We start from the raw sequence: 25187 nt of genomic DNA on the forward strand, positions 1-25187 counted from the left end.
TCCAACTTGTACAACCACAGGACAAAGCAGGGAGTTCTCTAGGCAATATATCTAGACAGATTTAGAATTGTGTACACGATTGTTTTTTTTCATCAGATGGAGAGTCAGAAGGAGGTGCCTATGCGCACAACACTGCTTGCTACGTTCTGTATCCTGCTCCTTTTCTCTGTATCCTGTGACCAAGACGGGGAGACCAATCTCAACCCTACGCAGAAAACCATTCAATCGCTCCTTGAGGAACTGCATACCGCCGATGAGGAAGTGGCCGCTTATTATCAGCAACACAGCAACTATCCCGACCACTACACCAAAACAGACAGCGGCACGACCTTCACCCGTACGTATTCAGCATATGTGAATGCGAATTCGGTGACCATCACCGGTACGGATACGTTCACCGGAAATCCTCCTCCAAGTGCCGAATCCAACTACGGCAAGCTGGATATGACGTTCAGCGGAGGTTCGATCGGTACGGCAACCCAATTCATCTTGGAAGTGACATTTCCCAAGAATGCTCCACCGATCTGCACCAAATGCACGCTCGATGGTCAGGATGTAACTTCCGATGCAACCGAGATGGATCTGGAGCTGGAAGACCAGATGGAATGAAGAAGAGCAAACAGGGTATACGCTACAGCAGCTGCAATGGATCCATATCCACTTCCAGATAGACGCTGGAAGGAGGCGCGTAGGAAGCCAATACGGTTGCCACTGCATGATGGGTGAGTGCTGCATCATTTCCTGACACCAACACATGATAACGGTAGTTGCCTGCTATCTTCTCAAGCGGGCATGCATTGCTGCATAAAAGCTGAACATCGGCAACCTGAGAAAAGAGCCCTTCCAGCACTTCTGCTTCCCGGGCGACCTTTTGTTGGCTGCGCCCCCGCAGCACCAGATTGACCAGACGGCTGAAAGGAGGAAATCCAGTTTCCCTGCGGATGGCAAGCTCCTCCTCATAGAAGCCCTGCAGGTTCCCTGCCATTGCGTATCCGATCGCAGGATTCTCCGGATGAAAGGTTTGGATGACCACCTTGCCTTGGTCATTGTACCGCCCTGCCCTTCCTGAGACCTGCGTGATGAGGCTGAACGTCCGTTCCTGGCTGCGGAAATCGGGAATATTCATCCCGCTGTCGGCAAGTACGATACCCACCAACTCCACCAACGGGAAATTCAACCCTTTTGCAACCATCTGGGTTCCCAGCAGGATATCGATCTCACCGTTGCGGAATTGGGAAAGCACCTCGCCCACATGCCCCTTCTTTTTTGCGCTGTCCGTATCGAGACGGGCGAGACGGGCGGAAGGAAACAACACCTTGATCTCCTGTTCGACCATTTCCGTCCCAAAGCCGCTGTACCCGACATCCAGGCTCCTGCACTCAGGACAGACCTTCATCACGGATGTTCGATACCCGCAGTAATGGCAGACCATCTGGTTCTGACTCTTGTGGTACGTCAGGGCAACGGCACAGTGGGGGCATCGCAACTCATACCCGCAGCTGTGGCAGTGGAAGAAATAGGAAAACCCTCTGCGGTTGAGAAACAGGATGACCTGATGCTTGCGTTCAAGGGTACGCTTGATTTCCTGCTTCAAGGTGGTGCTGATGAGATCCTTCTCGAAAGCAAGATTCACCACCTCCATCGTCGGCATACGGCCGCCGGAGACCCGCTTTGTCAGTTCCAGCTTCTGCACCTGTGAACCCTGCTGCATCATGCTGTATGCTTCCAAGGAGGGGGTGGCACTTCCCATGACCAACACGGCGCCTTGGGCCTGACATCGATGTTGGGCGACTTGACGGGCGTGATAACGAGGAGTATTCCCGCTTTTATAGCTGCTTTCATGCTCCTCATCGAGAATGATCATTCCCAAATTCGCAAAGGGAGCAAATACAGCACTTCGTGCTCCGATTGCAAGCGAAACCTCTCCGTCGAGGATCCGTTTCCATTGTTTCAGGCGCTGGCTCGGGGTCAGAGCTGAGTGCAGGATGGCAACCTTGTTGGAGAACCGATTCGCCACCTGCCGAGCCAGTTGATGGGTCAAGGTGATTTCCGGCACCAGATAGATGACGGACTTGCCCTGGGCGATGACCTGTTCGGCACACCGAAGGAAGACTTCGCTTTTCCCACTACCGGTAACCCCATAGAGGTAGTACATCGGCTTTTGGGCGCGCATGATCGTCTGGATGGCCAGCTCCTGTTCGTCACTGAGATGTTCGACCCGGTCGAAATCCAGGTCTTCCTCTATGTCCAGCGCGTTTGTGCTGCTGTCCCGCCTTCCCCCGGGCAACATCATACTCAGGGCTTCACCGGTGCTGCACAGATAAAAGCGGGACATCCATTGGGCCAGATCGATGATGGATTGACCGTACAAAGGCTCGACGTCGATCACGCGTTTTATTGGCTTGAGTACATATTCTGCAGAGAAGGTTTCCAAGGTGTCGACCACATACCCGGTCATTTCCCGTTTCCCAAACGGGACCACAACGCGCAAGCCCACTACCACCTGGGATGCAAGCTGTTCAGGTACACTGTAGGTGAAGGACTGCTTGACCGGCAGATCCAGCACCACCTCCACAAAAGCCGTCATCAGGATCTCCCGCCCTGCGCAAGTTGCAAATATTGGGCGACTTTTTTCAAATCCTCCCAGACCGGGCGTTTCAGGTCCATATTGCGAAGTACCCCGGCAGGGTGGTAGGTGACCATGACCGGAAGGCCTTCATACCTCAGGAACCTGCCCCGCAGTTTTCCCACTCCCTCATCAACCTGAAGCAGGGAACGGGCTGCTACCGAACCGACCAATAAAAGGATCTGTGGTTTGACCAACTGGATCTGTCGTTTCAAATAGGGGATGCATGCCTGTACTTCGTCAATCTGCGGATCCCTATTTTGCGGAGGCCGGCACTTGACGATGTTGGCAATATAGACATTGGTTTCTCTGCTCATCCCTATGGCGGAAAGCCAGCTGTCCAGATATTTCCCTGCTTTTCCGACGAAGGCGCGACCACTCGCATCCTCCTCGGCACCGGGACCTTCGCCTATGACCATCAATGGGGCCGGGGCGACGCCCTCTCCAAAAACGGTATTCGTTCTTCCTTCCTGCAACCGGCATTTAGTACATTCACGGACCAGCGTCTCCAACTGACGAAAATTGGTTCCTTGGATGGAAGTACGGTCCACCGGCAGGGGGAGCAAGGCATCAATCAGATTGGAAAAGTCTCCATCAGCAGACTGCACAGGACTTGCGGAGAGCAAGGACTCTGCATCATCCAAAAGTTTGAGGAACTGCCCAAGACCGGCACTGAGTTGTTCGCGTTTTTGTTCCATCTCACTCATGTTCCTGCTCCTCGAACCATGCGTATTCCTGCTCATCATAACTGATACGGTATAAATACAGACCACAGGCCGAGGCGGTTCGCCCGGCCAGACTGCGGTCCTTCGCCTCCAGGATGTCGGAAAAATCCTGCACCGTCTTCCCCTTCTGGGCGAATTCCATCATTGACCCCACCAAGGAGCGTACCATTTTGTATAAAAAGGCATTCCCACAGATGGTATAGGTGAGCAACGGCTTGCCCCATCGATCAGTCTCGATGTCCCAATAAGATTCGTAGATGTCACGCCACTTGCTTGGGCAAAGATCTCCACTGGCGGTGAAGGTCGTAAAATCGTGGGTGCCCTGCACGTTCTTCGCATACCCGTTGAGCAGTTCCAAGGAAGGGAATTCCTTGATTTTCGCAACCAACAGGTCGTCGAAGGCGGTCATATCCCGTTCTTGCTTGAAATAATACCGATACATGCGAGCCATGGAGGTAAAGCGTGCATGAAAAGAATCATCGACTTCACTGCTTTCCAGAATCCGGATATCCGGGGGGAGTAGGCGGTTGAGCGCAAGCGAGAACTTCTCCGCCTTGATTTTCTGGTTCTTGATATCCATATGACAGACTTGGCCGAGCGCATGCACCCCGCTGTCGGTCCTCCCACTGCCGATGACCTCGACGTCCTCATTGATCATCTGCTTGACGGTCTCTTCGAGGACTAGGGCGACGGAGGTGGCATTCGCCTGACGTTGCCAACCGCTGTAATGTTTGCCATGGTAGGAAACGGTCATCCTGATTCTTCGCCTTCCGGGTGCAAGCGGTTCAAGTGCAGGTCGTTTCCAATCAGAACGGGCCATCCGAACCTCCTGTAAGCACCACCATGGCGACCGCCACCGGTTTGTCATGACTGATCGAGAGGAGAATCGTCCTGTGTGCTACCATTTCCTCAGCCTTTGCCTGTACACGCATCACCGGTTCTCCGTAGGGTCCCCGCTCAACCCAGATATCCTGGAGTCGGAGATTCCGCAACCCGGTTCCCAAGGCTTTTCCCAAGGCTTCCTTTGCCGCGAACCGTCCGGCAAGGAACTCAGCCTGCCGCTCTTCGCCCAAACCAAGGGAATCCTCGATTTCCTGAGGATGAAACATACGATTGCGCACTGCATCCGAAAGCCTGGCGATCCGTTCAATATTTACGACATCTATGCCGATTGCCAGTGCCATCAGGGAGCACTCCTTTGTCCGAAAAGAATCCTGTACTGTGTGGGATCAGCCAAGAGAGCGATCCCCGCGTTGTCGAACATCTGCTGGTCGTACTTGAGGACCACCACGCGGGTGGCGATGCCTTCCTCCGTTACGGTGGAGAAATCGATGCTTGCCTCAATGGCATTGGGGTCGACCAAGTAGATGATATCCTCATTGCCCTTGATGCTCACCTGCACGGAATTCGGCACCAAGCTCTTGGCGTCCATCGTCTGGGGAAGCTTCACCGTAAGTGGAATGGTGACCAAACGAGCCCCCACCGTGGAATATTGGATGAAGGCATACACCAAGAGGGCGAAAACCAGGGAAAGGACCTTCGCAGGCCAATTGTACAGCAAGGATTGAACGTACTTATTCAACTTCATCGCTGCCTGCCTCCTGGAGTATCTCCTCTGGGGTGATGTCATGATAACTGAACAAAGCAAGCAGCATCCGCTTGATTGTATTGGGATCGAGATCATAGTAGAGATTGGCATTGTAGGTCATGCTGATGGCTCCGGTTTCCTCGCTGACAACCAACACCACTGCATCCGATTCCTCCGCAAGCCCCAAAGCGGCCCGATGCCGGGTACCGAAACTTTTCTTGATATCGGTCTGTTCACTGAGCGGGAGATAACAGCCGGCGGCTAGAATGCGGCCTCCCTGCACTACCATGGCTCCATCATGGAGCGGAGTGTCATGGTCGAAAACGGTCAGGATCAGGCTGGTGGATAGATCGGCATTCAGCCGGGTCCCGCTGTCGATGATGTTCTTGATGCCCAACCTTCTGGGGAAGACGATGAGCGCACCCCTGCGTTTGTTCACCAAGACGTTGCACGCATTGAGAATGGAATCGATCTGGTCGGAACTGGTTGTCTGCGTACCGATGCGGAACAGTCGGCTGCGTCCGCTCCATACTTGGGTGAAGGACCGACGCAGTTCCGGCTGGTAGACGATGCAAATAAAAATGGTGGCAGGAACGGAGATGTAGCGGAAGAACCAAAGCAGGACTTCCAGTTGCAGGATATAGCTGACGGCATAGGACGCAAACAACACGACCAGGACTTTTATGATCTGCTGGGCCTTGGTCTGTGCGATCGCAACATAGAAACGATAGAATACCCATGCAAGCACCCCAACCTGCAAGGTCGGGCGCAAAAACTTCAGCAGGGTCTGCATCGTATCACTCACCATCGAAAAAGCTACTCCTCTTCATGCTCCGTCGAAACCCAATCAAGGGTGCGATTCACCGCCTTCTTCCAGAAACGGATCTTTTGCATCCGCTCCTGCGCTTCCATCTTCGGTTCCCATCGGCATTCTTCCTGCCAATAGGCGGCAAGTTCATCCAAATCCTTCCACACCCCGACCGAAAGACCGGCGGCATAGGCGGCCCCGAGCGCAGTGGTCTCCACAACCAAGGGGCGTATGACTGGAATCCCCAGGAGATCCGCCTGGAACTCCATCAACGGTTTACTGTTGGTCAGTCCCCCGTCAACCTTGAGCGTCGTCATTTCGATCCCGCTGTCCTTTTCCATGCCCTTGAAAATATCGTGGGCCTGAAAGGCCGTTGCTTCCAGAATGGCCCTGCACAGGTGGGCTCGGGTTACAAAACCAGTGAGACCGGCAATGACACCACGGGCATCAGAACGCCAATACGGGGCGAACAATCCGCTGAAGGCGGGAACAATGTATACTCCGCCGCAGTCTGGCACAGAGGCGGCCAGTTTGTCCAGTTCCTTCGGGTCTTGCACAATCTTCAGGTTATCGCGCGCCCACTGCACCAAGGAACCGGCAACGGCGATCGAGCCCTCCAGTGCATACATCGGCTTGTCGGTCCCTATCTGGTAGGCAACGGTGGTCAGAAGCCCTTGTTCGGAGGCAACCGCCTGGTGGCCGGTATTCACCAGCAGAAAACAACCGGTCCCGTAGGTACTCTTGCCAAGGCCTTCGGAAAAACAGGCTTGCCCGAACAAAGCAGCCTGTTGGTCGCCTAGAATGCCACAAACCGGGACCTCGCAACGAAGCGGGCCACTGGGTGAAGTAGTGGCGTAGACCACTCCCGAGGAAGGTACGATGGTCGGCAAGGCTTGCCTAGGGATGTTGAAGAGTGCAAGCAACTCATCATCCCACTGACAGGTCTCTATGTTCATCAATAAATACCGGGAAGCATTGGTGACATCGGTGACCAATGCCTTACCTCCGGTAAGGTTCCACGTAAGCCAGGTGTCGATGGTACCGAACACCACGTCCCCTTTCGTTGCCGCATCGCGCAAATCCGGTACGGAATCGAGCAGCCAGGCAATCTTGGAGGCGGCGAAATACGGGCTGAAGATCAACCCACTGCGTTTCTGCAGGAATGAGGCGTCCACCTTCGTCTTCAGTTCCTCAATCAGGTCAGCCCCCCTGAGGTCCTGCCATACGATCGCATTATGCCAGACCTTGCCGGTCTTGGGGTTCCATGCAATGATCGTCTCGCGTTGGTTGGTGATGCCGATGCCTTGTATATCGGTACCCTGCAGATTCGCTTTCTTCAGGGCCTTGCTGATGCATTCACAGCTGTTGTCCCATATTTCCCAAGGATCATGCTCGACCCAACCGGGTTTGGGATAGATTTGCTGATGTTCCACCTGATGGGAAGCAACGATGATTCCTTTTCCGTCAAATACAATAAACCTGGTACTGGTCGTCCCCTGGTCCAACGCTCCGATATAGTTCACGCACAACCTCCTTCCGTATAGGCTAGTATAGCTTCTCACCCTTGATTTTGAAAGGCCAAAAACATGAAAGCAACCCTACCGTCAAACCTTCCGTCCATGATATACTGCTGTCTATGAAACTCAAAGAAATTCTTGCATGTGTCGACGGGAAATTGGTCTGTGGGGCTTCCCATCTGGAAGATGAGGTACAACGTGGCTTCGCCAGCGATCTGATGAGCGATGTATTGACCATCCTGGAGGATGACATCCTCCTGATAACCGGGCTTTCCAATAATCAGGCGATCAGGACGGCGGAGATGAGTGACATCACCAATATCCTGCTGGTACGAAACAAACGCCCGAGCCAAAGCATGATCGACATGGCCAACGAGCTGAACATTTCCCTTTCCTACACATCCTACTCCCTGTTCAAAACCAGCGGATTGCTCTTCGCAAAAGGGTTGGAACCGGTATACTGAGATGCGACAGGAATACCTCGTCCCGGCCCAGGACTTCTCAGTTGCAGGCCTAGCATCCAGCAACCTGAAGCGGCTGCTCAAACAACTCAACATCCCCCCTTCCTTGATCAAGCGGATCATCGTCGCAGTCTTTGAGGCGGAAATCAATGTAATCGCCCATTCCTATGGGGGGAGGATCATCTGTGACCTGGGGGAGGAGGAAATCCGCATCGAGGTCATCGATACTGGTCCGGGTATCGCCGATCTCGAGCTTGCCATGACCGAGGGGTGGTCCACAGCCAGTGAAAAAGTCCGGGAACTCGGGTATGGGGCTGGCATGGGCCTTCCCAATATCCGAAAAAGCTGCGACCACCTGTCCATTTCCACAAAGGCTGGCGACCACACCCATATATCGATGACGTTTTCGGTGAAGGAGGGGGCGTGAACGAGCATTTGGCAAGCCATGCACTTGAAGTGCTTTTCAAGCAGTGCAGAGGATGCACCCATTGCATGAAGGTCTGCCCGACCAGCGCCATACGCATCCAACGGGGAAAGGCTTTCATCAAAGAAGAACTGTGCATCGACTGCGGCCAATGCCTCGCATCCTGCCCCAACCATGCGATCCGCGTGCAGCAGGAAAGCCTCTCGAAGATCGAACAGTTCACGTATCGTTGTGCAATCATACCAGCAGCCTTCTTTGCCCAGTTCCCCGAATCAATCACCCCGTCACAGGTGCTCTTTGCCCTTGGCAAACTTGGGTTCACCCATACCTATCTGGCGGAAACCGGTGTGGACATCCTCTCGCATCTCCAGAAGGAAGCACGCGCTTCGCTCTATCCTCTGATCAGCAACTACTGCCCGGCTGTGGTGCATCTGATCCAGATCCGTTTTCCCCTGCTGGTGGAAAACCTGGGTACACTCCGTCCGCCGGCTCAGGTCACCGCCCTGTTCGCCAGAAGCGAGCTGGCCTCGCTTGGGGGAACGCTGGGCATATTCTATCTGACTCCGTGTGCGGCGAAAATCGCCCAATTCAGGACCGAAGGTTCCGAGGAAGGCCGGCTCTTTGATGGGATTCTGAAGTTCGACACGGTCTTCAACCAGATCAACGCCATTTTGGCGAAACAGAAATCGGAATCAGGAGCTAGAAACCACGAGCTCACCTTTCCCTACGCAACCCAGCAGTCCCTGCTGTGGAGTCTGGTCAAAGGAGAACTCGTCGGCAAGGGCGGACGTACGTTGGCGGTGGATGAGATGCACAACGTCATTGAATTCTTGGAAATCCTGGAAGATTCAGAACAGACAAACCTGCAGTTCCTGGAGCTGGAAGCCTGTGCAGAAGGATGCGTCGGCGGCATCCTTACGATACGCAATCGCTTCCTCGCCTCGGAGAGTCTGCGCCATTGGGCTGACAGCCTGCCGTCCTGCCTTCCCGAGCAAGCGGTTGCACGGATCGAGCAACAAAGACAAAATCTTGCGCCGAACCTCCACCTTTCCCCGTTCGAGGCAAAAGCAGTGCTCGGCCTTGACAGCGACCATACGAAAGCACTTCACAAAATGGAGAAAGTGGAACAGATCGTCTCAGCCTTGCCGGGAATCGACTGCGCGCTCTGCGGCAGTCCCTCCTGCCGCGTGCTTGCCGAGGATATCGCAAAGGGCGATGCTTCGATCCGACAGTGTGTCGTCCTCAAACTCAAGGATCCCAAGCAACTGAACGCTCTGGCAAAAATCTGGGGCAGGCGTACTACAGGGGCAATCGAATAGCGGGACGATCAAGCAAGGGTTGTTTTTCCTTTTCGGTTTCAAGCAGCTGGGATCCGGAGAGCACCACGTAGGCGTCTTCCTCATTCGCCAGGTTCATGAGCTGCCTGGCACCCTGCTTCAAGGCTTCGCTGTCCAACGACAATAATTGTTCGCGCCTGTTGGCACGGAATTCATCTGAAATTTGATACAGCAACCTTCTGAAGGCAAGAATAGCATCCTGACTGGGAGAAAGTGGTTTGAGCTCCGACCCGATGAGGGCGATCAATGCATTCTCCCGATGTTTGGTCTCAACGTCCGTTTCTGCATATTTGGCAAGAATCCGCTTGAAATCCGCCCAGGTTCCTGCAATCCGCGGATCTCGATAACTGGTGAAGACAAACATTTGCTCCATGACGTCGGCATTGGCCGAAACCCCATAAGCTCCCCCTTGCCCTCGGATGACTTCCCAAAGGTCGTTGCCGGTGAGGATCTGGGCGAGCAGCACCTGGGCGGCCTGCTCCACGCTTCCCCGCTTGCTGGTGCGCATTGCATAGGCTGCATAACTTACTGCCGATGGCAATCGGTACAGTTGCACATCATGGACCGTGCCGGTACTCACCTCGGCATAGTTGCGCTGCAAGCGGACAATCTTTTCACCCACCGGAAAAGCAGTGGAGAACCGTTCCCAAACCGGCAGCAAGGAGGCGACCTGCTCCTCATCGCAGTTCATGTGCAGTACCAGACGATTCCGATTATTCAGCTTTCTCTGTAATGCGAGCAGCTCCCCTGCCAAAGCCGGCAGCTGTTCATCGGTGATGGTTTCCAAAAAGAACCACTGGTGCAGACCGGAAAGCAACTCCCCCTCATACTGGATCGGGCTGAAAACCCTGGCTGCGCACAGGCTGGCGAAGCTATGGGCGCTGTAGGTGATGCTGTCTGCAAAATCCGTCCGATAATTGTTCAGGACCAGCTTGATCTGCTTCAGGTCGTCGACCTTCGCCTCGGTAAGGAGCCGTTGCAGGAAGAGCATGGCCTCCTCAAAGTCCTCCAACAGCGTCTTGGTTCGGCACAAAACCACCAAGGTATCCTCATCGGTACAGGAAGAACCCAATTCAGGGAAGTAGGAAACATCCCCGGTCAGATGCTTGAGACGATTGGAAACCTGTGCATAGGAGAGTTCAGCCATCGAAGTGGTCTGGACCAACCGGGTGTAGAAAGGAAGCAGCAACAGTTCGCGATCGCTCAGGTCCTCTATGCGGAATGCAAAATCAGCATACACGATCTTGTTGCAGAACAGCGTCCGAACAAACAGCGGTTGACCGCCGGCTTCCATGAGACTATGGGTGTTCGGTTTGATGGAGGACGGCAGATCATCCAGATGCAGATAGGGTACCGTCGCCAACGCTTCGGGAGTATCGGTCTCCCGTTCAAACTGCAGGAACCGTTGGTTCTGTTGTTGGATCTGTTTCAACCCTTTCTTTCCCAGTTCCCCTGCAATCTGTGCTGCATATTTGGCGATGGCATCCGTCTGACGCTTCTGGTGCTCGCTATCCGGTTTGACGGTGACCAGACAGCGATGCTGGTTGTTCAAGAGGTTCGTTTCAATCCAATGCTCGAAATATCGAGGGTCCGCTGCGACCAGACGTTCCAGCGCCTCCAAGGGTTTGGAAGATTCTATGGTTGCAGTTGGTCCAAGATCGAAAAGCCACCCGCGCAGCGAGCGGTTGAGTGCCCTAAGGCCGTTGGGCATGCCGCCGGGAATCTCCCGTTGCTTGAAGCGCGATCGTTTGAGCGAGGATGCAACCAGGTCGGGGTCCAATCCATCCTTGACGATCGCTTGCAATGCATTCAGAATGCACGCCCGTGCCTGCTCCGCTTTCTCGGCCTCAATGCCTTTGAAACCAACAAGGAAAGGCATCTGTCGAAAATCTGCACTCATCCCGCTTTCCGGAGAAATATCCAGACCCAATTCACTATCCAACAGGGCTTTGTACAACGGGGCCGCCGGATTTCCCAACAACAGGTCGACCAACGTCGAGAGGGTGACCACCTCGATGGGATCGGTGACTTCACTCGTCGCCCAGGAAAGGACGATGGAGGCATTCTCTGCAGTCTGGCCTTCTTCCATCGGGCTGGTGAACATGACCCTGCGTTCGCTTTTCCAAGGCTGGGAAAGCGGACACAGACTGTTCACGCGCAGCGAACCGCGGGTTTTCAGGTATTCTTGGTCAAGAAAAGCCAATTTTTCCCCAATCTCCAGGTCTCCGTACAGGAAAAGCTTGCAGTTGGAGGGATGGTAGAATTGGCTGTAGAAGGAGAGGAACTGCTGGTAATCGAGCCGGATGATCTGCTCGGGATTCCCCCCTGATTCAAATGCATAGGGAGTGTCGGGAAACAGCGTACGGATGCTGCCTTTGCCGACGATCGAGTCATGATCCGAACCGTCGCCGAGCATCTCATTGTACACCACTCCTTCGAAATGGCAAGTCTCCTCTTCGCAGACCAGCCGGACCCCTTCCTGCCAGAACGTCTCTTCCCGAAGGGCTGGAGCGAACACGGCATCGGAATAGACATTGAACAGGTTGTCGAAATCCTTCTTGAGCGGGCTTGCTACCGGATAGAGGGTCTTGTCCGGATAGGTCATCGCATTCATGAAGGTGTTGGTACTTCCTTTGAGGAGCGCCATGAAGGGGTCACGGACCGGATAGCGCTTGGAACCAGCCAATACGCTGTGTTCAAGGATATGGGCTATGCCGCAGTCATTGTTGGGAAGGGTTCTGAAGACGTAGCTGAAGAACAATTCAGTGTCGTCATTGACCAGTTGGAACACTTCCATGTTGGTCTCGATATGCCGAAACAGGTATCCGATTCCCTTGTATTCCTCAAGCGGGGTGATTTCCACCAACTGGAATCCCGAGACCTCATCACCCACTGCCCATTGCCGTTCACTCATGCGTACGCGCTCCTCTGTACAGAGGACACTAGCACGAGTGAAGGCAATTGACAACCCTCGCCTCCAGCGCTAGGTTTGGGTATGCACGCTATCGGATTCCATACCAGTATCGCCCAAGGATTGCACCTTGCCCCGGCCAGAGCCCGAGCATTGGGTGCCGATGCCATGGGTATGTTCACCAAGAACCAGCGCCAATGGAAAACCAAGGATTTGGAAAAGGATGAGATAGCACGTTTCACATCTGCCTTGGCGGGAGCAGACATGGAACCCGGCCACGTATTGGTCCATGATTCCTACCTGATCAATCTATCACACCCTGATGCGACAAAGCGAAGACAAAGCATCGAAGCATTCCTGGTGGAGATTCAACGGGTGGATGCTCTCGGATTGCATCTTCTCAATTTCCATCCAGGTTCACATCTGGGTTTACTGAACGAGCAAGAAGCCCTTACCTTGGTTGCCGACAGTCTGGACGAGGCCCTCAGTCGAAGCGAACGGGTGACCGCTGTCATCGAGAATACTGCCGGACAGGGAAGCAATCTGGGGTCCTCGTTCGAGAGCCTTGCTTCGCTGTACGAGAAAATCCGGCACAAGGATCGGATCGGTTTCTGCCTGGACACCTGTCACTGCCATGCCGCAGGTTATGACTTGAGCTCTGTTGAACGGTTCGAGCAGGTCATTGCACGGTTTGATCAGCTAATCGGGCTTTCCTTGCTTTCCGGCATGCATCTCAATGATGCGAAGTACCCAATGGGCAGTCGTCTTGACCGACATGCAAGCCTTGGAGCGGGGACGATCGGATGGGAAACCTTTGAACACATCTGCGGCGATGAGCGCTTCAGCGGCATCCCTTTGATCTTGGAAACCCCTGACCCCACCCTTTGGAAAGAAGAAATCAACCGATTGCGGAAGGGAGGACAAAGGTGAATAGGAAACCGTTTGCCAAGCCGATGCTGTTCGGCCACCGGGGATCTGTGGTCGACCATCCGGAGAACACCCTTGCAGCATTCGCCGCTTGTCTGAAAAACCGCATCGACGGCATTGAGTTGGATGTGCAACGCTGCAAGACCGGTGAACTGGTGGTCATCCACGATTATGATCTGAAACGGGTAGCCGGGAATCCTCAGAAAGTCAAGGATCTGGATTATGCGCAACTGAAGGAATTCGATGTAGGTCAGGGGCAGCATATTCCCTTGTTGGAGGAAGTGTTCGCCCTATGCAAACGGGATTGCTTCTATGACATCGAACTCAAGAGCGAGGGAATCCAGAGCGACGGCTTGGAACAGGCGCTCTTCCAGGCCATTCTGAAAGCCGGCCTTTCGGACCGGGTATTCGTCAGTTCGTTCAATCCGGTAAGCCTGCTTCGCTTCAGAACCATCAGTAGACACAGCATACCTACCGCGCTGATCTATGCGGATGAACCATCACTTCCCAGGATCCTTCGCCATGGGTTCGGGCGGTTCCTTGCCAAACCCGACTATCTCAAACCTCAGCATGCATTGGCCGAGGAGGCATTACGTCTCCCCTATCAAATCTGTCCATGGACGGTGGATGACCCGATGCAGGCAAAACGACTGCTTGCCCAAGGAGTCATGGGGATGGTCAGCAATAATCCACTGCTTCTCACCTACCTGTTCAACGATTGAACAGATAGGAACCCGCCACATATGCGGCAATCCGGCCGAAACGCTTGAAGGCTTGTTCCCGGGCCACCGAGGCGCTGTCTCCGAAGCCGGTGGCCTGTACTTCCTGGGTATCTGCAACTAGTTTCTTGGTGGCCACTTCATACAGCTGGACCCGTCCTGAAAGCACGGTCACCGAAGTCTGTTGCACCGTATCCTCCACCGCGATCCCCACCGTTCCGAGGAAGGCGAGCTTCGCCTTCGGGTAATTGTCGGCTATCATCTGAAGCTGTTGTTCCAGCTCCAGTGCTTGCAGATCAATCTTTTGTACGGGGATCGCATCCAGGGCCATTTCCTCGCTGAATGTCTCCAGCGCATCAGAGCCTTCCTGCAATTGACCGTCCATATTGAATTGCTGGATCTCTGCAACAGCCGGCCGATCGGCTACCAAAGAGGTGAAGGCGTAGGGAAAATCGATGCGGCAGGCTTGTAAGGCAGCAACAATCGCATCACGTTGTCCGGAAGGGAGCCCCTTGGAAAGCCGGGCCAGGAGATCGGAGAAATCCAGGGTGAAAGTGACCACCCCGGTCTTGAGCAACCCTTGGTTGTAGGGCACGAACGTGAAGAACCCGTCGCTTGCCGTATTGAACTGCAAGGAATCGGTGTATTGCATGCCCAGGCTGTTCCTTGCCTCGAAGGTTGCCGAAACCTTTGCGTTGAGAACTTTCGGGGAAAGCAATCTGCTTTTCCTCTGAACGGAAACCGTAACTTTTGCTTGGGTGCTGTCTTGTCCTTTGAGGGTGAAACGGAGTGCTTCCACAAACCCTTGGGCTTTCTCCAACAGGTAGGAGAGTTCGTGCTTTTTTTGGCTTACCGGCCCTTGGGCGGACAACAGGGCAGCCTCGAGGTAGAAGCGTATTGCCTTGGTGTCATCATTGGCGCGGTATGCTTTGTCAGCCTCAACGATCAAGGCATCAATGTCCGCATCCCGTTTGAGCATTTCATTAGCCAGGCTCGTTCGCTTGCCGGACAGCAACTGCTCATCCATCCTTGCAAGCATGTATACTTGGGCTGGTGTACGAGGTTCGGCTTTGGTGAATTCGTTGGTGATGGTCAGCTTGAAGTCGGTGATGGCACCGGTCGTGGTCAATTCCCGGTAATACAGAGGCCGGATGTTCTGTCCGACATAGGCCGATATCTGTGAAATGATATCCTCATAAGCCGCCAAACGGGCATTATAGGGGACGGGATCGACGCCTTTTCCGACAAACGCAACCTGACCGCTCCTCGTCTGTGGTTCATAAACCCAGGAAGGCAGGCCTTCCACCTGTGCCCGCACCAAGTCGGAGAGGGAGGAACAGGAGACCAGAAGTAGACTGATGGCCAGAAGCAGCACGACAATGCGTTTCATGGTGTATAAGTGTACGCGCTTGACAGGCTGAGGAAAAGCCCTTGCTCTGCAATTGTCCCTGCATTGGCAATGAAACGGTTGCCACCGAGCAATAGGAAAGAGAAACTGCCGACTTGATAGGAGAAGCCGACGCTTCCTTGTGCACAGAGTACCTGCTGGGAAAGCGAGGTTGCATACCCATACCCGACACTCGAACGAGCCAGCACTGCAAGATTGCGCCACAGATGGCTTGCATCGGAAAATACGGAGGCAAGGGGAAGCTGTGACTGCAGTCCCACCGAAAGACTGACTGTTGATCCCGGGCGATACGCGGCTTCGAGAAACCACGAGAAAGGATAGACGGGAAACAAGGAGCCAACCGTAAGCGAGAAGCCCAATGCAAAAGAGACGTCCATATCCACAGAGAGAGAAACAGGATGCGAAAGCCGGGGAACCAAAGCCATTCCAAGACTGAGTTTTTTCCCTTCCGTCTGATCAAGCAACGACATCTGTTGGGCTTTGAACGTCTTGGAAACCACCACCGACCCGCGTCGGTTCCCCTGACCGTCCAAAACCCACCATTGGCTTCCCTCTTTCAGGGCCTTGGTCCCATATCCGGTGGAGAACCGGAAGGAAAGCGATTGCTCTCCGATCGGGTCGAGCAGGGCCAGACCGTCATACTCCAGATTTTCGGAAAGTCTGCGTTCCATAGTCCCAACAGGTTCGATGAGATCTTCCTCCAAGGTTCTTCCCTTGTATTGCAGATTCAACACATACCCGTCCTGTCCGTTTCGCCTCAGCATGGCCGAAAGCTCCCCATCCGCACCCAGACGGGGAAGCATCGAGCGCTCAAGCGAGCTTCTTGCCGCCTTCTGCACTTCCAGTGGTACGGTGTTTTCCGCCTGCCAGACAAGCGAAGCCGATGACAGACGGAAAAGCAGAAGCAGTACGGTCAGCAAAACGAGCCGTTTCATTTCGAAGATCCGACCTCGATGATCTTCAGGACCAAGGCGCAGGCATCCTCCATGGCCGGCAAAGCCGCCCATTCAAACCGCGAGTGCAGGTTGTGCCCTCCGGTGAAAATGTTCGGACAGGGGATGTTGCGTTCGTTGGCCATCCTCGCACCATCCGTGCCACCACGGATCACGACTTCCTCCAATTCCATACCCAGGCAACGACCGGCTTCATAAAGATTTTCCATGGCGAAGGGTTTGGAGCGGGCGATCAAGGCCATGTTGTAATATACGTATTTGGCATCGACGGTAACCGTTCCCTTCGGATACAAGGCTTGCGTCGCCTCTGCAAGTTGTTTCATCGCATCAATTCTTCGGTTCAGCTGCTCGAGATCGAAATCCCGAAGGTAGACGGTCAGGTCAACCTCGGTCGCAGTACCGGTGATGTTCTGTGCACAGTAGTATCCCCAGCGGCCGTCGGTCGCCTCGGGGCTTTCGGCCTGCGGAAGGGCGTTGATGAAGAAAGAAGCCATCGTCAAGGCATTGACCAACCTGCCGCGGGCCATTCCCAGATGGTAGCTCACCCCGCTGAAATGCACCTTCACCGTGGCGGCATTGAAACATTCGCTTTCCACCTCGAACCGCTTGCCGCCGTCGATGGTATAGCAGTAGTCGCAGCTGATCTTCTCATAGGGAAACTTGTCCATTCCCGCCCCGGTTTCCTCATCGCTGGTAAAAATGATTTCGATCGTTCCGTGTTTGATTTCCGGGTGTACACACAGATGGTGGACGGCACTCATGATTTCCGCCACACCGGCTTTGTCGTCGCTGCCGAGCAGGGTGTTGCCGTCGGTGACGATGATCGTCTGGCCGACATACCTGCTGAGCTCGGGGTTGTCCTCAGCCTTGAGCGTATAGGTCTCGTTCAGAACAACGTCTCCTCCCTCATACGCTTTGATCACTCTCGGTTTCACATGGTTTCCCATCACATCATCGGCGGTATCGACATGGGCCATGAAAGCAACCGTCGGGACTTCATGGTCCAGATTGGAAGGGAGATGCGCAATGACCACTCCATTAGGGTCGATCTGGACATCGGGAACCCCCATCGCCTGCAGTTCATCGGAAAGCAGGTTGAGCAGATCCCACTGCCCTTCGGTAGAGGGATGCTTGGTGGCGACCGCCTCCTCGTCACTCATCGTATCTATGACCGCATAGCGGAGAAACCGTTCCAGAATATCTGCTGACAATGCCTGTTCCATAGCAATATGCTCCTTCCTCGTTCGTGTTCACCGCATAGTATTCCACAAAGCGGGGAGAGGAGCAACCAATAAACCGTCAGACGGTGAAATCGTATTTGGTGAGCATCGGCTTGACCAAGTCGACCACATTGTACAAGGCGAATACACAGATGATGATGCCGGTAACCACCGGGCCCCGTTTGAGGGTATTGCCCACTGCCATAACGCTTGCCGCCAAGGCGTAGGAAAGCTCAGGTTCGGTGGTGACCGTCTTCAGCCATTCCTCGAAGCTTTCGTCGACCGTCCCTCCGAATTGATAATACCGCCAGATAGCCATGACGGTGTTCGACACCACTCCGGTAGCCACTGCTATGGCCGTCGCTGCCGAGATCTTGCCCCAGAAGACCACGGTGGGGATACAGGCATAGACCACCCCCGCGGTGAAGAGGACCAGTGTCTGCACCACCAATTTCTGCATATCCTTCCAAAAGGGGGCTCGCTGGGACGGAGCAAGCGAACGGGCAAGTTCCTGTGCCTGGGAGCACAGCAGGCTCCTGGTTTGGTTGAGTTTCTGATCGAGGTCGTTTCGGCTCTCCTCATCAAGTAATGAATGGGCGAATTCGACAACCTGATTCACATCCTCCTCAGTCTGGGGATTCTGCACCACATAGCAGAATTCCAGATATTCGCGGCCTTGCTGCTCGGTCAGGGTGTTGGCCACGATCTGCTCGCCCGAGAAATCCTCATGATCCAAAGCTCTGGACATCTCCTCATCCAGATAGGGCCACACCACTTCCTTCTGCTGTTCGATCATATCCGAAACAGCCGGGAACAAGGTATCATCATCAATATTCGCCTTGCTTGCAGCTTCCCATCCCATCGAACACCCAGAGAAGACAAAAATCAAAACAGCGACGACAGTCCAGGTCCCAATCTTGTACATCATATGCTTCCTCCTTCATCCAGCAATGTTTCAGCGCTTCCTTCCTCCTTGTCCGATAGACTGAAAGCCCATCCTGCCAACAAGGAAAAACGAACCATAGGAAACCGACCAAAGTAGGAGGAAAGTTCCTCATACTCGCTTTTGAATACAGCGTTGGGGTCGCGGATGACCAAACGGGGGTCGATCACCAAGGAAGGGGAAATCTGGATCGTCCAACCCACCGCCATCTCATTGAGGAAGTACGGTTCCGTCGAATCTGTATAGGGGTTGTTCAGCAATACCCCCACCTGCAACAGGGAGAGGGAAAGATGCAGCCCGTTTTGCAGCGGATGGTAGTCGAGAAACAGTCCGGTTTCCACGAACGCCGGATCTCCCTGGTGCCAACCGGTAGTGAGATTGATCGGCATGCGCAGGCCAAATTCAGCAGAGAGCGTTAACACCGCCTCGGCCCTCACCAACGCCGTATCGCTGAAAAAACTGTCCAGACCGGCAAGGTCCAGACTGACAACGGCCTGCGTTCCTGCAACCAAAAGCAACGGGCAGAACACCAGCAAAAGCAGGACAAGAAGACATGGACGCATGGTACTTCCTCCGGTTTCAGACCGTACCACGAAGTGCTTCGGGCGGACATTCACCGGACGGAGTACAAGAATCGGGGGATATACTATGGATTTATGATGAAGATTCGGGGAAATCATACCACGAATGGCGATAAATCATGCTAGACTTGTAGTGTAACCGCCTCGCAGGGTGTTGTATGAGTACAGAGGAGTGAATTGTGAACAGAACATTGTCTGTAATACTTATCGTCGTTGCCTGTCTCGTGGCGCTGTCCGGTACCTATTGGTATATCGAGATGCGACCTAAGACAAACCAAAGTGCAAGCGCCGAATCACAGATGGCAGAGAGCACTCCCCCCGTTGAAAAACCTGCAGTACAGGCACCTGTACAAGCGCCGACACAAAAGCAGACTATCCCGGTCACATCCAAGGCGAGTACGCCTACGGCGTCCCAGCCAAAGGAAGCAACCGCACCGGTAGCAGCGCCAGTCTCCATCGAAAAAGTGACCCTCGAGGAACCGAAGGCCCCACCGGCTCCGCTTCCTCCACCCACCGACCCGTTGGTGGCCAGCGGACTGCTCAAGCTCCCAGGTTCCGATGCACCTTCCATCAAGATACCCTTAGCACCAGTAGCGCAGGCACAGGACTTCGTCCCGACTCCCACCATAGCCGAGCCGGTAGTTGCTCCGGAAAGCATCGCAGAGGAGAGCATCCCCGCCGAGGAACCAAAACCGGAGCAAGCGGCGCCACCTGTGGATACGGCAGAGAAAATCATCCTGACTCCCAGTGCACCCCAGACCCCTGTGGTCCCGACAAGCAGGGTCGAGTTCGATCCCCAACCGCTCTCATGGGCCACATCCGCATCGGTTTCCTTCGTCGATTACCAGTGGCCGGGTACGGTACGGGGGTTCGATATACAGGCAGACATCCTGCGTCGCAGCGAAGGCTTGTTCAGCTTCGGCGGTGCCATCGAGTATTCCAACGTCGGCACTGCACAAGAGATGAGTGTTCTGGCGAAGGTGCAGTGGACGTTCAATCAGGACAAGACCCTATCCTTCCCCGTCTCCCTTTCCCTCGGACCAACCTTCCAGTTCAAGCCGACTTCGGAATTCGGTCTGCTGGCGAAATTGCAGGCAGGCTTTTCCTACAGCTTGACCGAACGGCTTCGCTTCTTCTATCAGGCTGGGATGCAGCTGCAGTATCTGATTACCTCCCCGGCCCTCTCCTTCTCACTGGAACCGATGCGCGTAGGATTCGGCATCAGTTTCTAAAGCTCGGTAAATGACCGATCCCCGGCAGCCTCGCCTTCCACTGAAGGGGAGGGCTTCGCTGTATTCCATCCGAGGGCTTTGGTAAGGGCGTCCTTCTGCTTGAATGCAGCACGGGTGACGAATCTCACTTCCCCATCCTCGGTCTCGAAAGTAATGCCCTTGCGGATCGAAAGCACTTGGCCGACACGAAACGCCTTGAGCTTCGAGCGTTCGAGACGCCAGACTTCCTTGCAACGTCCAATGCCTTTCTTGTCCTTCTGGAACAGCACCAGGGAAGTATCGGTGACGACCAACCTGCCTCGTGTCAGATCGCCATCCCCTATCGAAGGTACTTGCGCACAAAAAAGTGAATAGGAAAACTGCTGGTCGCATACCTTGCGTACGGTCTTCTCACTGACGTAGTAGGCGACACGATAAAACAGCCCCACCAGAAGAAACAGCAAGGGAAACAGGGAGTAATAGAGCATCTTGCCGATATAGGTCGGATTGATGAATACCAAAAAAAAGGTCAGGGCCAACAAAGCCAGTTTGATCAATACTTGCATAGTAAGCAATGTACCAAAGAAACGGCGTGAAGCAAAGAGAAGGACAACACCTCTTGCTCTGTGGAGGCTAGAATGAACAGACACATACGACGTTCACGTTGGTTTTTAATCCCCCTCTTCTGCTTTCTTGTCCTGGCAGGGGGATGCAAGGAACAGAGTGCAAACAACCGCTCGACCTTGCAGTTGAGCATGGAGCGAAGCGAAACGCTTGACCGCTCGCTGCTCCCGCAAGACACTGTCCTGGAAGTGTCGCGTTATGCGGTTGAGGGTGATGGACCGCAAGGATCGACGTTCAGCGTCATATCCACCACCGATCAGGTGGAAGTGGAGGGACTGTTGATCGGAAACTGGAACCTTCGCGCCGTCGGACAAAACAACCAAGGACTGGATTTGGTGGAAGGAAGCACAACGGTCAATCTGACCAGTGAATTGACCGAAGCCGTCCTGGAACTCAACACCTTGAGCGGGGAAGGCATCATGACCGTGCACCTTGGATGGGATTCCACCAAAATTGCCGATCCAGTACTTGATCTCTTTCTTACCGACGATCAGGGTGTCAAGACCCCCCTGACCCCAACGACCAATAATCTGGGACAAGGTATGGTGACCTATACGGGAACCTATACGGCAGGTTCCTATCTGCTGCAGGCGCAGCTGTACAGTGGATCAGTGGCGGTGGCCGGTTGCGCTGAGATCATCCGGGTGGTAAGCAACAAGACCACCGAGGGTACCATCACCTTGAATCTGGACAAATATGCCAGCATTCCGACCAATCTGACGCTGGTGGACAATCTCGGGGTCCCCGTCCAATGCACCATCAGCGGGATCAGCGAGACGGTGGAAGCCTTGCAAAGCACAACCGCCACCTTGACGGCAAACAACGTGGAGGATACGCAGTCGCTCTCAGTAGACTGGTATCTGGATGGCCAACTCCTTGGAAGCGGATTGAGCTGCACCTTCACCCCTTCCAGCGGGTCGCACCGGTTGGATGTCATAGCCAAAGGAGCACGCTTGGCTAGTTCCGGTTCGGCCAGCATCTCTTTCCAAGCCACTGTCTCAGGGCAACCGGGCATCCCGGTTCTGGTCAGTACGGTAGCGGACACTACCAACGGCTTGTCAATCGGAAGCGATGCACAGGTGGCATTCCTTCCTGATGGAAAGATCCTGCTGGCCAGCAACGCACACCAGACGATCCAAGTCTGCAGAATTGTCCGAGAAACGTTGGAAGTCATGCACACCTATACCAATCTCGATGGGTTCAATGCCTCGGGTATCACCGATGTGTACGTAGACAATGCCACCTATCGGGTAGCTATCGCCGATTCGGTGAAACCGGGATTGACGATATACCAATACGATTTGGCAACCTCCTCGTTGACCAAGTTGTTCGACCGTTCAAGCACGTACTACCCGTCGCTTTCCTTCCCCTACCTGACCGATCTGAGCCTGGACAGGATGAGTGGAATCCTCTACGGGCTCGCAGGGGACAAGCCGAACATCGTGGAGACCAACCTGTACGCAAACAACGCATCCGATGCGGTATGCGATGCGTATGTAATGTGGTTCCCACCATCGACTGAACCGTTCGACGGCCTTGCAATCGCACCAGGAGGAAAGGATGCTGCGGTCGTGGAATCCTCGACCGGTCTGCTGAGAATCTGCAACAAAGACAGTATGGGTGCTCTCTTCGCCAATCCGGTGAAATTCACCCCGGCCGATACACCGTACATCAACAATATCGATTCAGTCGCCTTCCTCAATGACGACAATCTGTTGTATGCCACCGATGACGATGTCGGGCGGTTTGAACGGGTTGGTTCGACATGGACGCAACAGGAAGTCTTCACCACCGACCTGGATGGTGTGGGAAGTATGCAGGATATCATACAGATCGAACGCAATGTGACGGGGAATTCGCTGTACATCCTCAGCGGTGGCAGCAGGAACCTCACCACCTTCACCGCAACATCGCCCTCCTATGCGTTGGCCTATGGCTCCACAACAGAGTTAGGAGACTACCTGCCGTCACAGATGGCGGTCTCTCCCAAACTCGATCATCTGGTGGTGGTCTCCTCGGCCAACGATTCGCTGCTTCTCTTCCAAATTCCTTGAATCATCGGAACGGGGGTCGAAAGGCTCCCCGTTCTCCATCATACGACCCGCCTCAAGGTGTACTCGGCGATTACAGTACCGTCTTACTTCCTCAGGATCATGGGAAACAAGGATGACCGGGCGGTTGCAGCATTTCAAGGCTGCCTTCAGGTCCGTCTCGATTTCCTGCTTCAGCGAAGCATCCAATGCAGAGAAGGGTTCATCCAGCAATATCGCCTCCGGTTCGGATGCAAGTAATCGGGCGAGCGCCACCCGTTGCTGTTGTCCACCGGACAATTGATGCGGATATCGAGCGGCAAGCTCCTCGATGTGCAGAAGCTGAAGATACCAAGCGGCACTCTGGTCGGACCGCCTTGTCCAAGCGCGGTGCATTTCCCCTTCCTTTCTTCGTATCCCGCTTTTCACATTCTGCAACACCTGCATGTGAGGAAACAGGGCATACGAGGGAAACAGGTATCCGACCTTCCTGAGGCGCGGGGGAACAAGGATTCCCTGCTTGGTGTCGGTGAGAACACGTTTTTCCAGATACACCCTGCCTTCGTCCGGTTGGATGATGCCGGCGATGCACTTGAGCGTAATGCTTTTCCCGCATCCCGAGGGCCCGAGCAGGCCGAGCACTTCCCCCTGCTCCACCGTGAAGGCAACATTGAGGGAGAAATCCTGTGAAGCGTGCTTTGTATGCATATGCACGTGCAATTTGACATCCAGGCTCATACGCTTCTTCCCGCATTCAGATAGGACGCGATCCCCAAGGAAAGAAAGGAAGTTCCCAACATGATCCCTACCCAGATCCAAGCGGTGTGCATATCGCCGCCGGCAGTGGCGAAATAAATGGCCATCGGGATGGTTTGGGTCCTGCCCGGGATATTTCCAGCGATCATCAACGTTGCGCCGAATTCTCCGAGCGAACGGGCGAAGCTCAAGGAAAGCCCGGCAAGGATACCCGGCCGGGCATTGGGCAGCATGACCTTCAGAAAGACTTCCCATTCACGCATTCCCAAAGTTCGTGCAGCCCAAAGCAACTGGACATCAACCTGCTCGAATGCCCCGCGTGCACTCCGATACATGAGGGGGAAGGAGACGACGAATGCCGCAAGCACCGTTGCATACCACGTGAAAACGATGCCTCCTCCCGTCAGATCCCAAAAAAAGGAAAACGGACCGTTCCTCCCGAACAACACCAACAGGAAAAATCCCAGAACCGTGGGGGGAAGCACCATCGGCAGGGTGCAGAGCGTGTCCACAAACGATGCAAACCTGCCATTGCAGCTGAGAAAGAAGCGGGCGAAGAGTGTACCGAACACAAATACAAAACAGCTGGAGAGCAGTGCAGCACGAAGGGAAATGAAGAGAGGAGAGAAGTCGATCATAGGCTACAGGACCGTAAAACCGTATGAAGCAAAGACCGATTTTGCCTCGTCGGTAAACAGGAACTCCACAAATGAGCGAGCCAGCGCAGCATGTTTGCCGTCCTTCAGCACCCCTACCGGGTAGGTAACCGGCGTATGCGTCCCCTCGGGGGCATATGCATCGACCTGCACCTTTTCAGAGATCTTGCTGTCGGTCTCATATACCACCCCTGCATCAACATTACCCGTCTCCACCCAGGAAAGCACTTCACGTACATCCTTGGCATAGACGAACTTTGAGGATAGCTGTTCGCTCAGACCCAGGGCATCGAAAACCTGCCGGGCATATTGGCCGGCGGGAACCGATTTTGGATCCCCCACCCCGATCCTGACAATCTCTTGCTGAGTCAAATCATTGAATGAAGAAAGTGTAGGGGATCCTAGCTGAGTGATGAGGACCACCTTGTTTTCCAGCAAGTCGCGCACGGTGACATCATCCATCAAATGTTTGTCAACCAATGCTTTCATTTGTTTCTGTCCTGCCGAAAGAAACACATCCACCGGCGCCCCTTGCTCGATCTGCTGCTGTAACGCCCCAGACGAACCAAAGTTGAATACTACATCCACCCCAGTGTTCTTCTCTGCAAAGAGCGTGCCCAATTCCTGCATACAGTCGGTGGTGCTTGCCGCCGCACTGACCAGCAGTTCTACGGATTTTGGTTCAGCTGTACCTTGGGCGAACAAAACGGCGGACAGGCTGAAAAGCAGAATCCCGATTACCATTCGTTTTCTCATATCATA

The 25187-nt window shown here is 54.2% G+C and carries 25 protein-coding genes; 8 read left to right on the forward strand and 17 right to left on the reverse strand.

Annotated elements, in window-relative coordinates:
• Positions 1-120 precede the first annotated feature (120 nt).
• Positions 121-609 (forward strand): hypothetical protein, encoded by a 489-nt coding sequence (locus tag AB7C91_RS09015; RefSeq protein ID WP_332446659.1) that lies wholly within the window; start codon positions 121-123, stop codon positions 607-609.
• Positions 610-631: 22 nt separating this feature from the next.
• Here the strand turns inward: AB7C91_RS09015 and priA are convergent, their stop codons facing one another.
• From priA to glpK, 7 genes are read right to left on the reverse strand one after another with little or no spacing between them, the layout of a single operon-like run.
• On the reverse strand, positions 632-2587 hold the full coding sequence (gene priA / locus AB7C91_RS09020; protein WP_332446658.1) for a replication restart helicase PriA: 1956 nt from the start codon (positions 2585-2587) through the stop codon (positions 632-634).
• Positions 2587-3333 carry a uracil-DNA glycosylase gene (locus AB7C91_RS09025; protein WP_332446657.1) on the reverse strand — a complete coding sequence of 249 codons (747 nt, stop codon included), beginning with the start codon at positions 3331-3333 and terminating at the stop codon, positions 2587-2589. Before AB7C91_RS09025 ends, priA begins: the two co-directional genes overlap by 1 nt.
• The gene (truA, locus tag AB7C91_RS09030; RefSeq protein ID WP_428590777.1) at positions 3326-4171 is read right to left on the reverse strand and encodes a tRNA pseudouridine(38-40) synthase TruA; all 846 of its coding nucleotides are present in this window, start codon (positions 4169-4171) and stop codon (positions 3326-3328) included. The genes AB7C91_RS09025 and truA overlap by 8 nt, the downstream gene beginning before the upstream one ends.
• Positions 4158-4535 (reverse strand): holo-ACP synthase, encoded by a 378-nt coding sequence (gene acpS / locus AB7C91_RS09035; RefSeq protein WP_332446655.1) that lies wholly within the window; start codon positions 4533-4535, stop codon positions 4158-4160. The genes truA and acpS overlap by 14 nt, the downstream gene beginning before the upstream one ends.
• The gene (locus AB7C91_RS09040; RefSeq protein ID WP_332446654.1) at positions 4535-4939 is read right to left on the reverse strand and encodes a CdaR family protein; all 405 of its coding nucleotides are present in this window, start codon (positions 4937-4939) and stop codon (positions 4535-4537) included. The genes acpS and AB7C91_RS09040 overlap by 1 nt, the downstream gene beginning before the upstream one ends.
• Positions 4926-5747, reverse strand: coding sequence for a diadenylate cyclase CdaA (gene cdaA / locus AB7C91_RS09045; RefSeq protein ID WP_332446653.1), 822 nt, complete (start codon positions 5745-5747; stop codon positions 4926-4928). Before cdaA ends, AB7C91_RS09040 begins: the two co-directional genes overlap by 14 nt.
• A gap of 8 nt (positions 5748-5755) precedes the next feature.
• Positions 5756-7270 (reverse strand): glycerol kinase GlpK, encoded by a 1515-nt coding sequence (glpK, locus tag AB7C91_RS09050; RefSeq protein ID WP_428590782.1) that lies wholly within the window; start codon positions 7268-7270, stop codon positions 5756-5758.
• A gap of 113 nt (positions 7271-7383) precedes the next feature.
• Between glpK and AB7C91_RS09055 the strand changes: the two genes are divergently transcribed.
• From AB7C91_RS09055 to AB7C91_RS09065, 3 genes are read left to right on the forward strand one after another with little or no spacing between them, the layout of a single operon-like run.
• The gene (locus tag AB7C91_RS09055) at positions 7384-7728 is read left to right on the forward strand and encodes a DRTGG domain-containing protein (protein WP_332446651.1); all 345 of its coding nucleotides are present in this window, start codon (positions 7384-7386) and stop codon (positions 7726-7728) included.
• 1 nt (position 7729) lies between these two features.
• Entirely contained in the window at positions 7730-8152 is a 423-nt protein-coding gene (locus AB7C91_RS09060; RefSeq protein WP_332446650.1) for an ATP-binding protein, read from the forward strand.
• Positions 8149-9468, forward strand: coding sequence for a [Fe-Fe] hydrogenase large subunit C-terminal domain-containing protein (locus tag AB7C91_RS09065; RefSeq protein WP_332446649.1), 1320 nt, complete (start codon positions 8149-8151; stop codon positions 9466-9468). Before AB7C91_RS09060 ends, AB7C91_RS09065 begins: the two co-directional genes overlap by 4 nt.
• On the opposite strand, the gene AB7C91_RS09070 is transcribed toward AB7C91_RS09065, so the two are convergent.
• Positions 9449-12400, reverse strand: a complete 2952-nt coding sequence (locus tag AB7C91_RS09070) for an insulinase family protein (RefSeq protein WP_332446648.1) — start codon at positions 12398-12400, stop codon at positions 9449-9451. The two genes, AB7C91_RS09065 and AB7C91_RS09070, sit on opposite strands and share 20 nt — an antisense overlap.
• 81 nt (positions 12401-12481) lie before the next feature.
• Between AB7C91_RS09070 and nfo the strand changes: the two genes are divergently transcribed.
• Both nfo and AB7C91_RS09080 read left to right on the forward strand, forming a co-directional pair.
• Positions 12482-13327: a deoxyribonuclease IV gene (nfo, locus tag AB7C91_RS09075; protein WP_428590787.1), complete on the forward strand. Its 846-nt coding sequence runs from the start codon at positions 12482-12484 to the stop codon at positions 13325-13327.
• Positions 13324-14046 carry a glycerophosphodiester phosphodiesterase gene (locus tag AB7C91_RS09080; RefSeq protein ID WP_428590790.1) on the forward strand — a complete coding sequence of 241 codons (723 nt, stop codon included), beginning with the start codon at positions 13324-13326 and terminating at the stop codon, positions 14044-14046. The genes nfo and AB7C91_RS09080 overlap by 4 nt, the downstream gene beginning before the upstream one ends.
• Here AB7C91_RS09080 and AB7C91_RS09085 read toward each other — a convergent pair.
• The 5 genes from AB7C91_RS09085 to AB7C91_RS09105 all read right to left on the reverse strand — a co-directional run bounded on the left by AB7C91_RS09085 (position 14036) and on the right by AB7C91_RS09105 (position 19130).
• A complete protein-coding gene (locus tag AB7C91_RS09085) occupies positions 14036-15433 on the reverse strand; it encodes a hypothetical protein (RefSeq protein WP_428590793.1) in 1398 nt (465 codons plus the stop codon). The genes AB7C91_RS09080 and AB7C91_RS09085 overlap by 11 nt on opposite strands.
• A complete protein-coding gene (locus AB7C91_RS09090) occupies positions 15430-16386 on the reverse strand; it encodes a hypothetical protein (protein WP_428590796.1) in 957 nt (318 codons plus the stop codon). The genes AB7C91_RS09085 and AB7C91_RS09090 overlap by 4 nt, the downstream gene beginning before the upstream one ends.
• On the reverse strand, positions 16383-17627 hold the full coding sequence (gene pepT, locus AB7C91_RS09095; protein WP_332446643.1) for a peptidase T: 1245 nt from the start codon (positions 17625-17627) through the stop codon (positions 16383-16385). Before pepT ends, AB7C91_RS09090 begins: the two co-directional genes overlap by 4 nt.
• Before the next feature lie 76 nt (positions 17628-17703).
• Positions 17704-18552, reverse strand: a complete 849-nt coding sequence (locus tag AB7C91_RS09100; RefSeq protein WP_332446642.1) for a hypothetical protein — start codon at positions 18550-18552, stop codon at positions 17704-17706.
• Positions 18549-19130, reverse strand: a complete 582-nt coding sequence (locus AB7C91_RS09105) for a hypothetical protein (protein WP_332446641.1) — start codon at positions 19128-19130, stop codon at positions 18549-18551. The genes AB7C91_RS09100 and AB7C91_RS09105 overlap by 4 nt, the downstream gene beginning before the upstream one ends.
• Before the next feature lie 197 nt (positions 19131-19327).
• On the opposite strand from AB7C91_RS09105, the gene AB7C91_RS09110 reads away from it, so the two are divergent.
• Entirely contained in the window at positions 19328-20380 is a 1053-nt protein-coding gene (locus tag AB7C91_RS09110) for a hypothetical protein (RefSeq protein ID WP_428590801.1), read from the forward strand.
• Here AB7C91_RS09110 and AB7C91_RS09115 read toward each other — a convergent pair.
• Complete coding sequence (locus tag AB7C91_RS09115) at positions 20377-20925, reverse strand: hypothetical protein (protein WP_428590804.1); 549 nt, start codon at positions 20923-20925, stop codon at positions 20377-20379. The two genes, AB7C91_RS09110 and AB7C91_RS09115, sit on opposite strands and share 4 nt — an antisense overlap.
• 72 nt (positions 20926-20997) lie before the next feature.
• On the opposite strand from AB7C91_RS09115, the gene AB7C91_RS09120 reads away from it, so the two are divergent.
• Complete coding sequence (locus AB7C91_RS09120; RefSeq protein WP_332446638.1) at positions 20998-23037, forward strand: hypothetical protein; 2040 nt, start codon at positions 20998-21000, stop codon at positions 23035-23037.
• Here the strand turns inward: AB7C91_RS09120 and AB7C91_RS09125 are convergent.
• From AB7C91_RS09125 to modA, 3 genes are read right to left on the reverse strand one after another with little or no spacing between them, the layout of a single operon-like run.
• Positions 22951-23751: a sulfate/molybdate ABC transporter ATP-binding protein gene (locus tag AB7C91_RS09125; protein ID WP_332446637.1), complete on the reverse strand. Its 801-nt coding sequence runs from the start codon at positions 23749-23751 to the stop codon at positions 22951-22953. The genes AB7C91_RS09120 and AB7C91_RS09125 overlap by 87 nt on opposite strands.
• Positions 23748-24407 (reverse strand): molybdate ABC transporter permease subunit, encoded by a 660-nt coding sequence (modB, locus tag AB7C91_RS09130; protein WP_332446636.1) that lies wholly within the window; start codon positions 24405-24407, stop codon positions 23748-23750. Before modB ends, AB7C91_RS09125 begins: the two co-directional genes overlap by 4 nt.
• Before the next feature lie 3 nt (positions 24408-24410).
• Positions 24411-25181 (reverse strand): molybdate ABC transporter substrate-binding protein, encoded by a 771-nt coding sequence (modA, locus tag AB7C91_RS09135; RefSeq protein ID WP_428590809.1) that lies wholly within the window; start codon positions 25179-25181, stop codon positions 24411-24413.
• Between the last annotated feature and the right edge of the window lie 6 nt (positions 25182-25187).

Source organism: Sphaerochaeta sp., assembly GCF_050256055.1.
In the GTDB taxonomy this organism is placed as follows: domain Bacteria; phylum Spirochaetota; class Spirochaetia; order Sphaerochaetales; family Sphaerochaetaceae; genus Sphaerochaeta.

Bases quoted from the DNA above. Each gene is read 5' to 3' on its own strand.
- AB7C91_RS09115 (WP_428590804.1), bottom strand. From the start codon at position 20,925: ATGCAAGTATTGATCAAACTGGCTTTGTTGGCCCTGACCTTTTTTTTG.
- AB7C91_RS09105 (WP_332446641.1), bottom strand. From the start codon at position 19,130: ATGCGTCCATGTCTTCTTGTCCTGCTTTTGCTGGTGTTCTGCCCGTTG.
- AB7C91_RS09060 (WP_332446650.1), top strand. From the start codon at position 7,730: ATGCGACAGGAATACCTCGTCCCGGCCCAGGACTTCTCAGTTGCAGGC.
- modA (WP_428590809.1), bottom strand. From the start codon at position 25,181: ATGAGAAAACGAATGGTAATCGGGATTCTGCTTTTCAGCCTGTCCGCC.
- acpS (WP_332446655.1), bottom strand. From the start codon at position 4,535: ATGGCACTGGCAATCGGCATAGATGTCGTAAATATTGAACGGATCGCC.
- nfo (WP_428590787.1), top strand. From the start codon at position 12,482: ATGCACGCTATCGGATTCCATACCAGTATCGCCCAAGGATTGCACCTT.
- AB7C91_RS09100 (WP_332446642.1), bottom strand. From the start codon at position 18,552: ATGATGTACAAGATTGGGACCTGGACTGTCGTCGCTGTTTTGATTTTT.
- AB7C91_RS09040 (WP_332446654.1), bottom strand. From the start codon at position 4,939: ATGAAGTTGAATAAGTACGTTCAATCCTTGCTGTACAATTGGCCTGCG.
- modB (WP_332446636.1), bottom strand. From the start codon at position 24,407: ATGATCGACTTCTCTCCTCTCTTCATTTCCCTTCGTGCTGCACTGCTC.
- pepT (WP_332446643.1), bottom strand. From the start codon at position 17,627: ATGGAACAGGCATTGTCAGCAGATATTCTGGAACGGTTTCTCCGCTAT.
- AB7C91_RS09090 (WP_428590796.1), bottom strand. From the start codon at position 16,386: ATGAAACGGCTCGTTTTGCTGACCGTACTGCTTCTGCTTTTCCGTCTG.
- priA (WP_332446658.1), bottom strand. From the start codon at position 2,587: ATGACGGCTTTTGTGGAGGTGGTGCTGGATCTGCCGGTCAAGCAGTCC.
- AB7C91_RS09025 (WP_332446657.1), bottom strand. From the start codon at position 3,333: ATGAGTGAGATGGAACAAAAACGCGAACAACTCAGTGCCGGTCTTGGG.
- AB7C91_RS09125 (WP_332446637.1), bottom strand. From the start codon at position 23,751: ATGAGCCTGGATGTCAAATTGCACGTGCATATGCATACAAAGCACGCT.
- AB7C91_RS09070 (WP_332446648.1), bottom strand. From the start codon at position 12,400: ATGAGTGAACGGCAATGGGCAGTGGGTGATGAGGTCTCGGGATTCCAG.
- AB7C91_RS09120 (WP_332446638.1), top strand. From the start codon at position 20,998: ATGAACAGACACATACGACGTTCACGTTGGTTTTTAATCCCCCTCTTC.
- AB7C91_RS09085 (WP_428590793.1), bottom strand. From the start codon at position 15,433: ATGAAACGCATTGTCGTGCTGCTTCTGGCCATCAGTCTACTTCTGGTC.
- AB7C91_RS09055 (WP_332446651.1), top strand. From the start codon at position 7,384: ATGAAACTCAAAGAAATTCTTGCATGTGTCGACGGGAAATTGGTCTGT.
- AB7C91_RS09015 (WP_332446659.1), top strand. From the start codon at position 121: ATGCGCACAACACTGCTTGCTACGTTCTGTATCCTGCTCCTTTTCTCT.
- truA (WP_428590777.1), bottom strand. From the start codon at position 4,171: ATGGCCCGTTCTGATTGGAAACGACCTGCACTTGAACCGCTTGCACCC.
- cdaA (WP_332446653.1), bottom strand. From the start codon at position 5,747: ATGGTGAGTGATACGATGCAGACCCTGCTGAAGTTTTTGCGCCCGACC.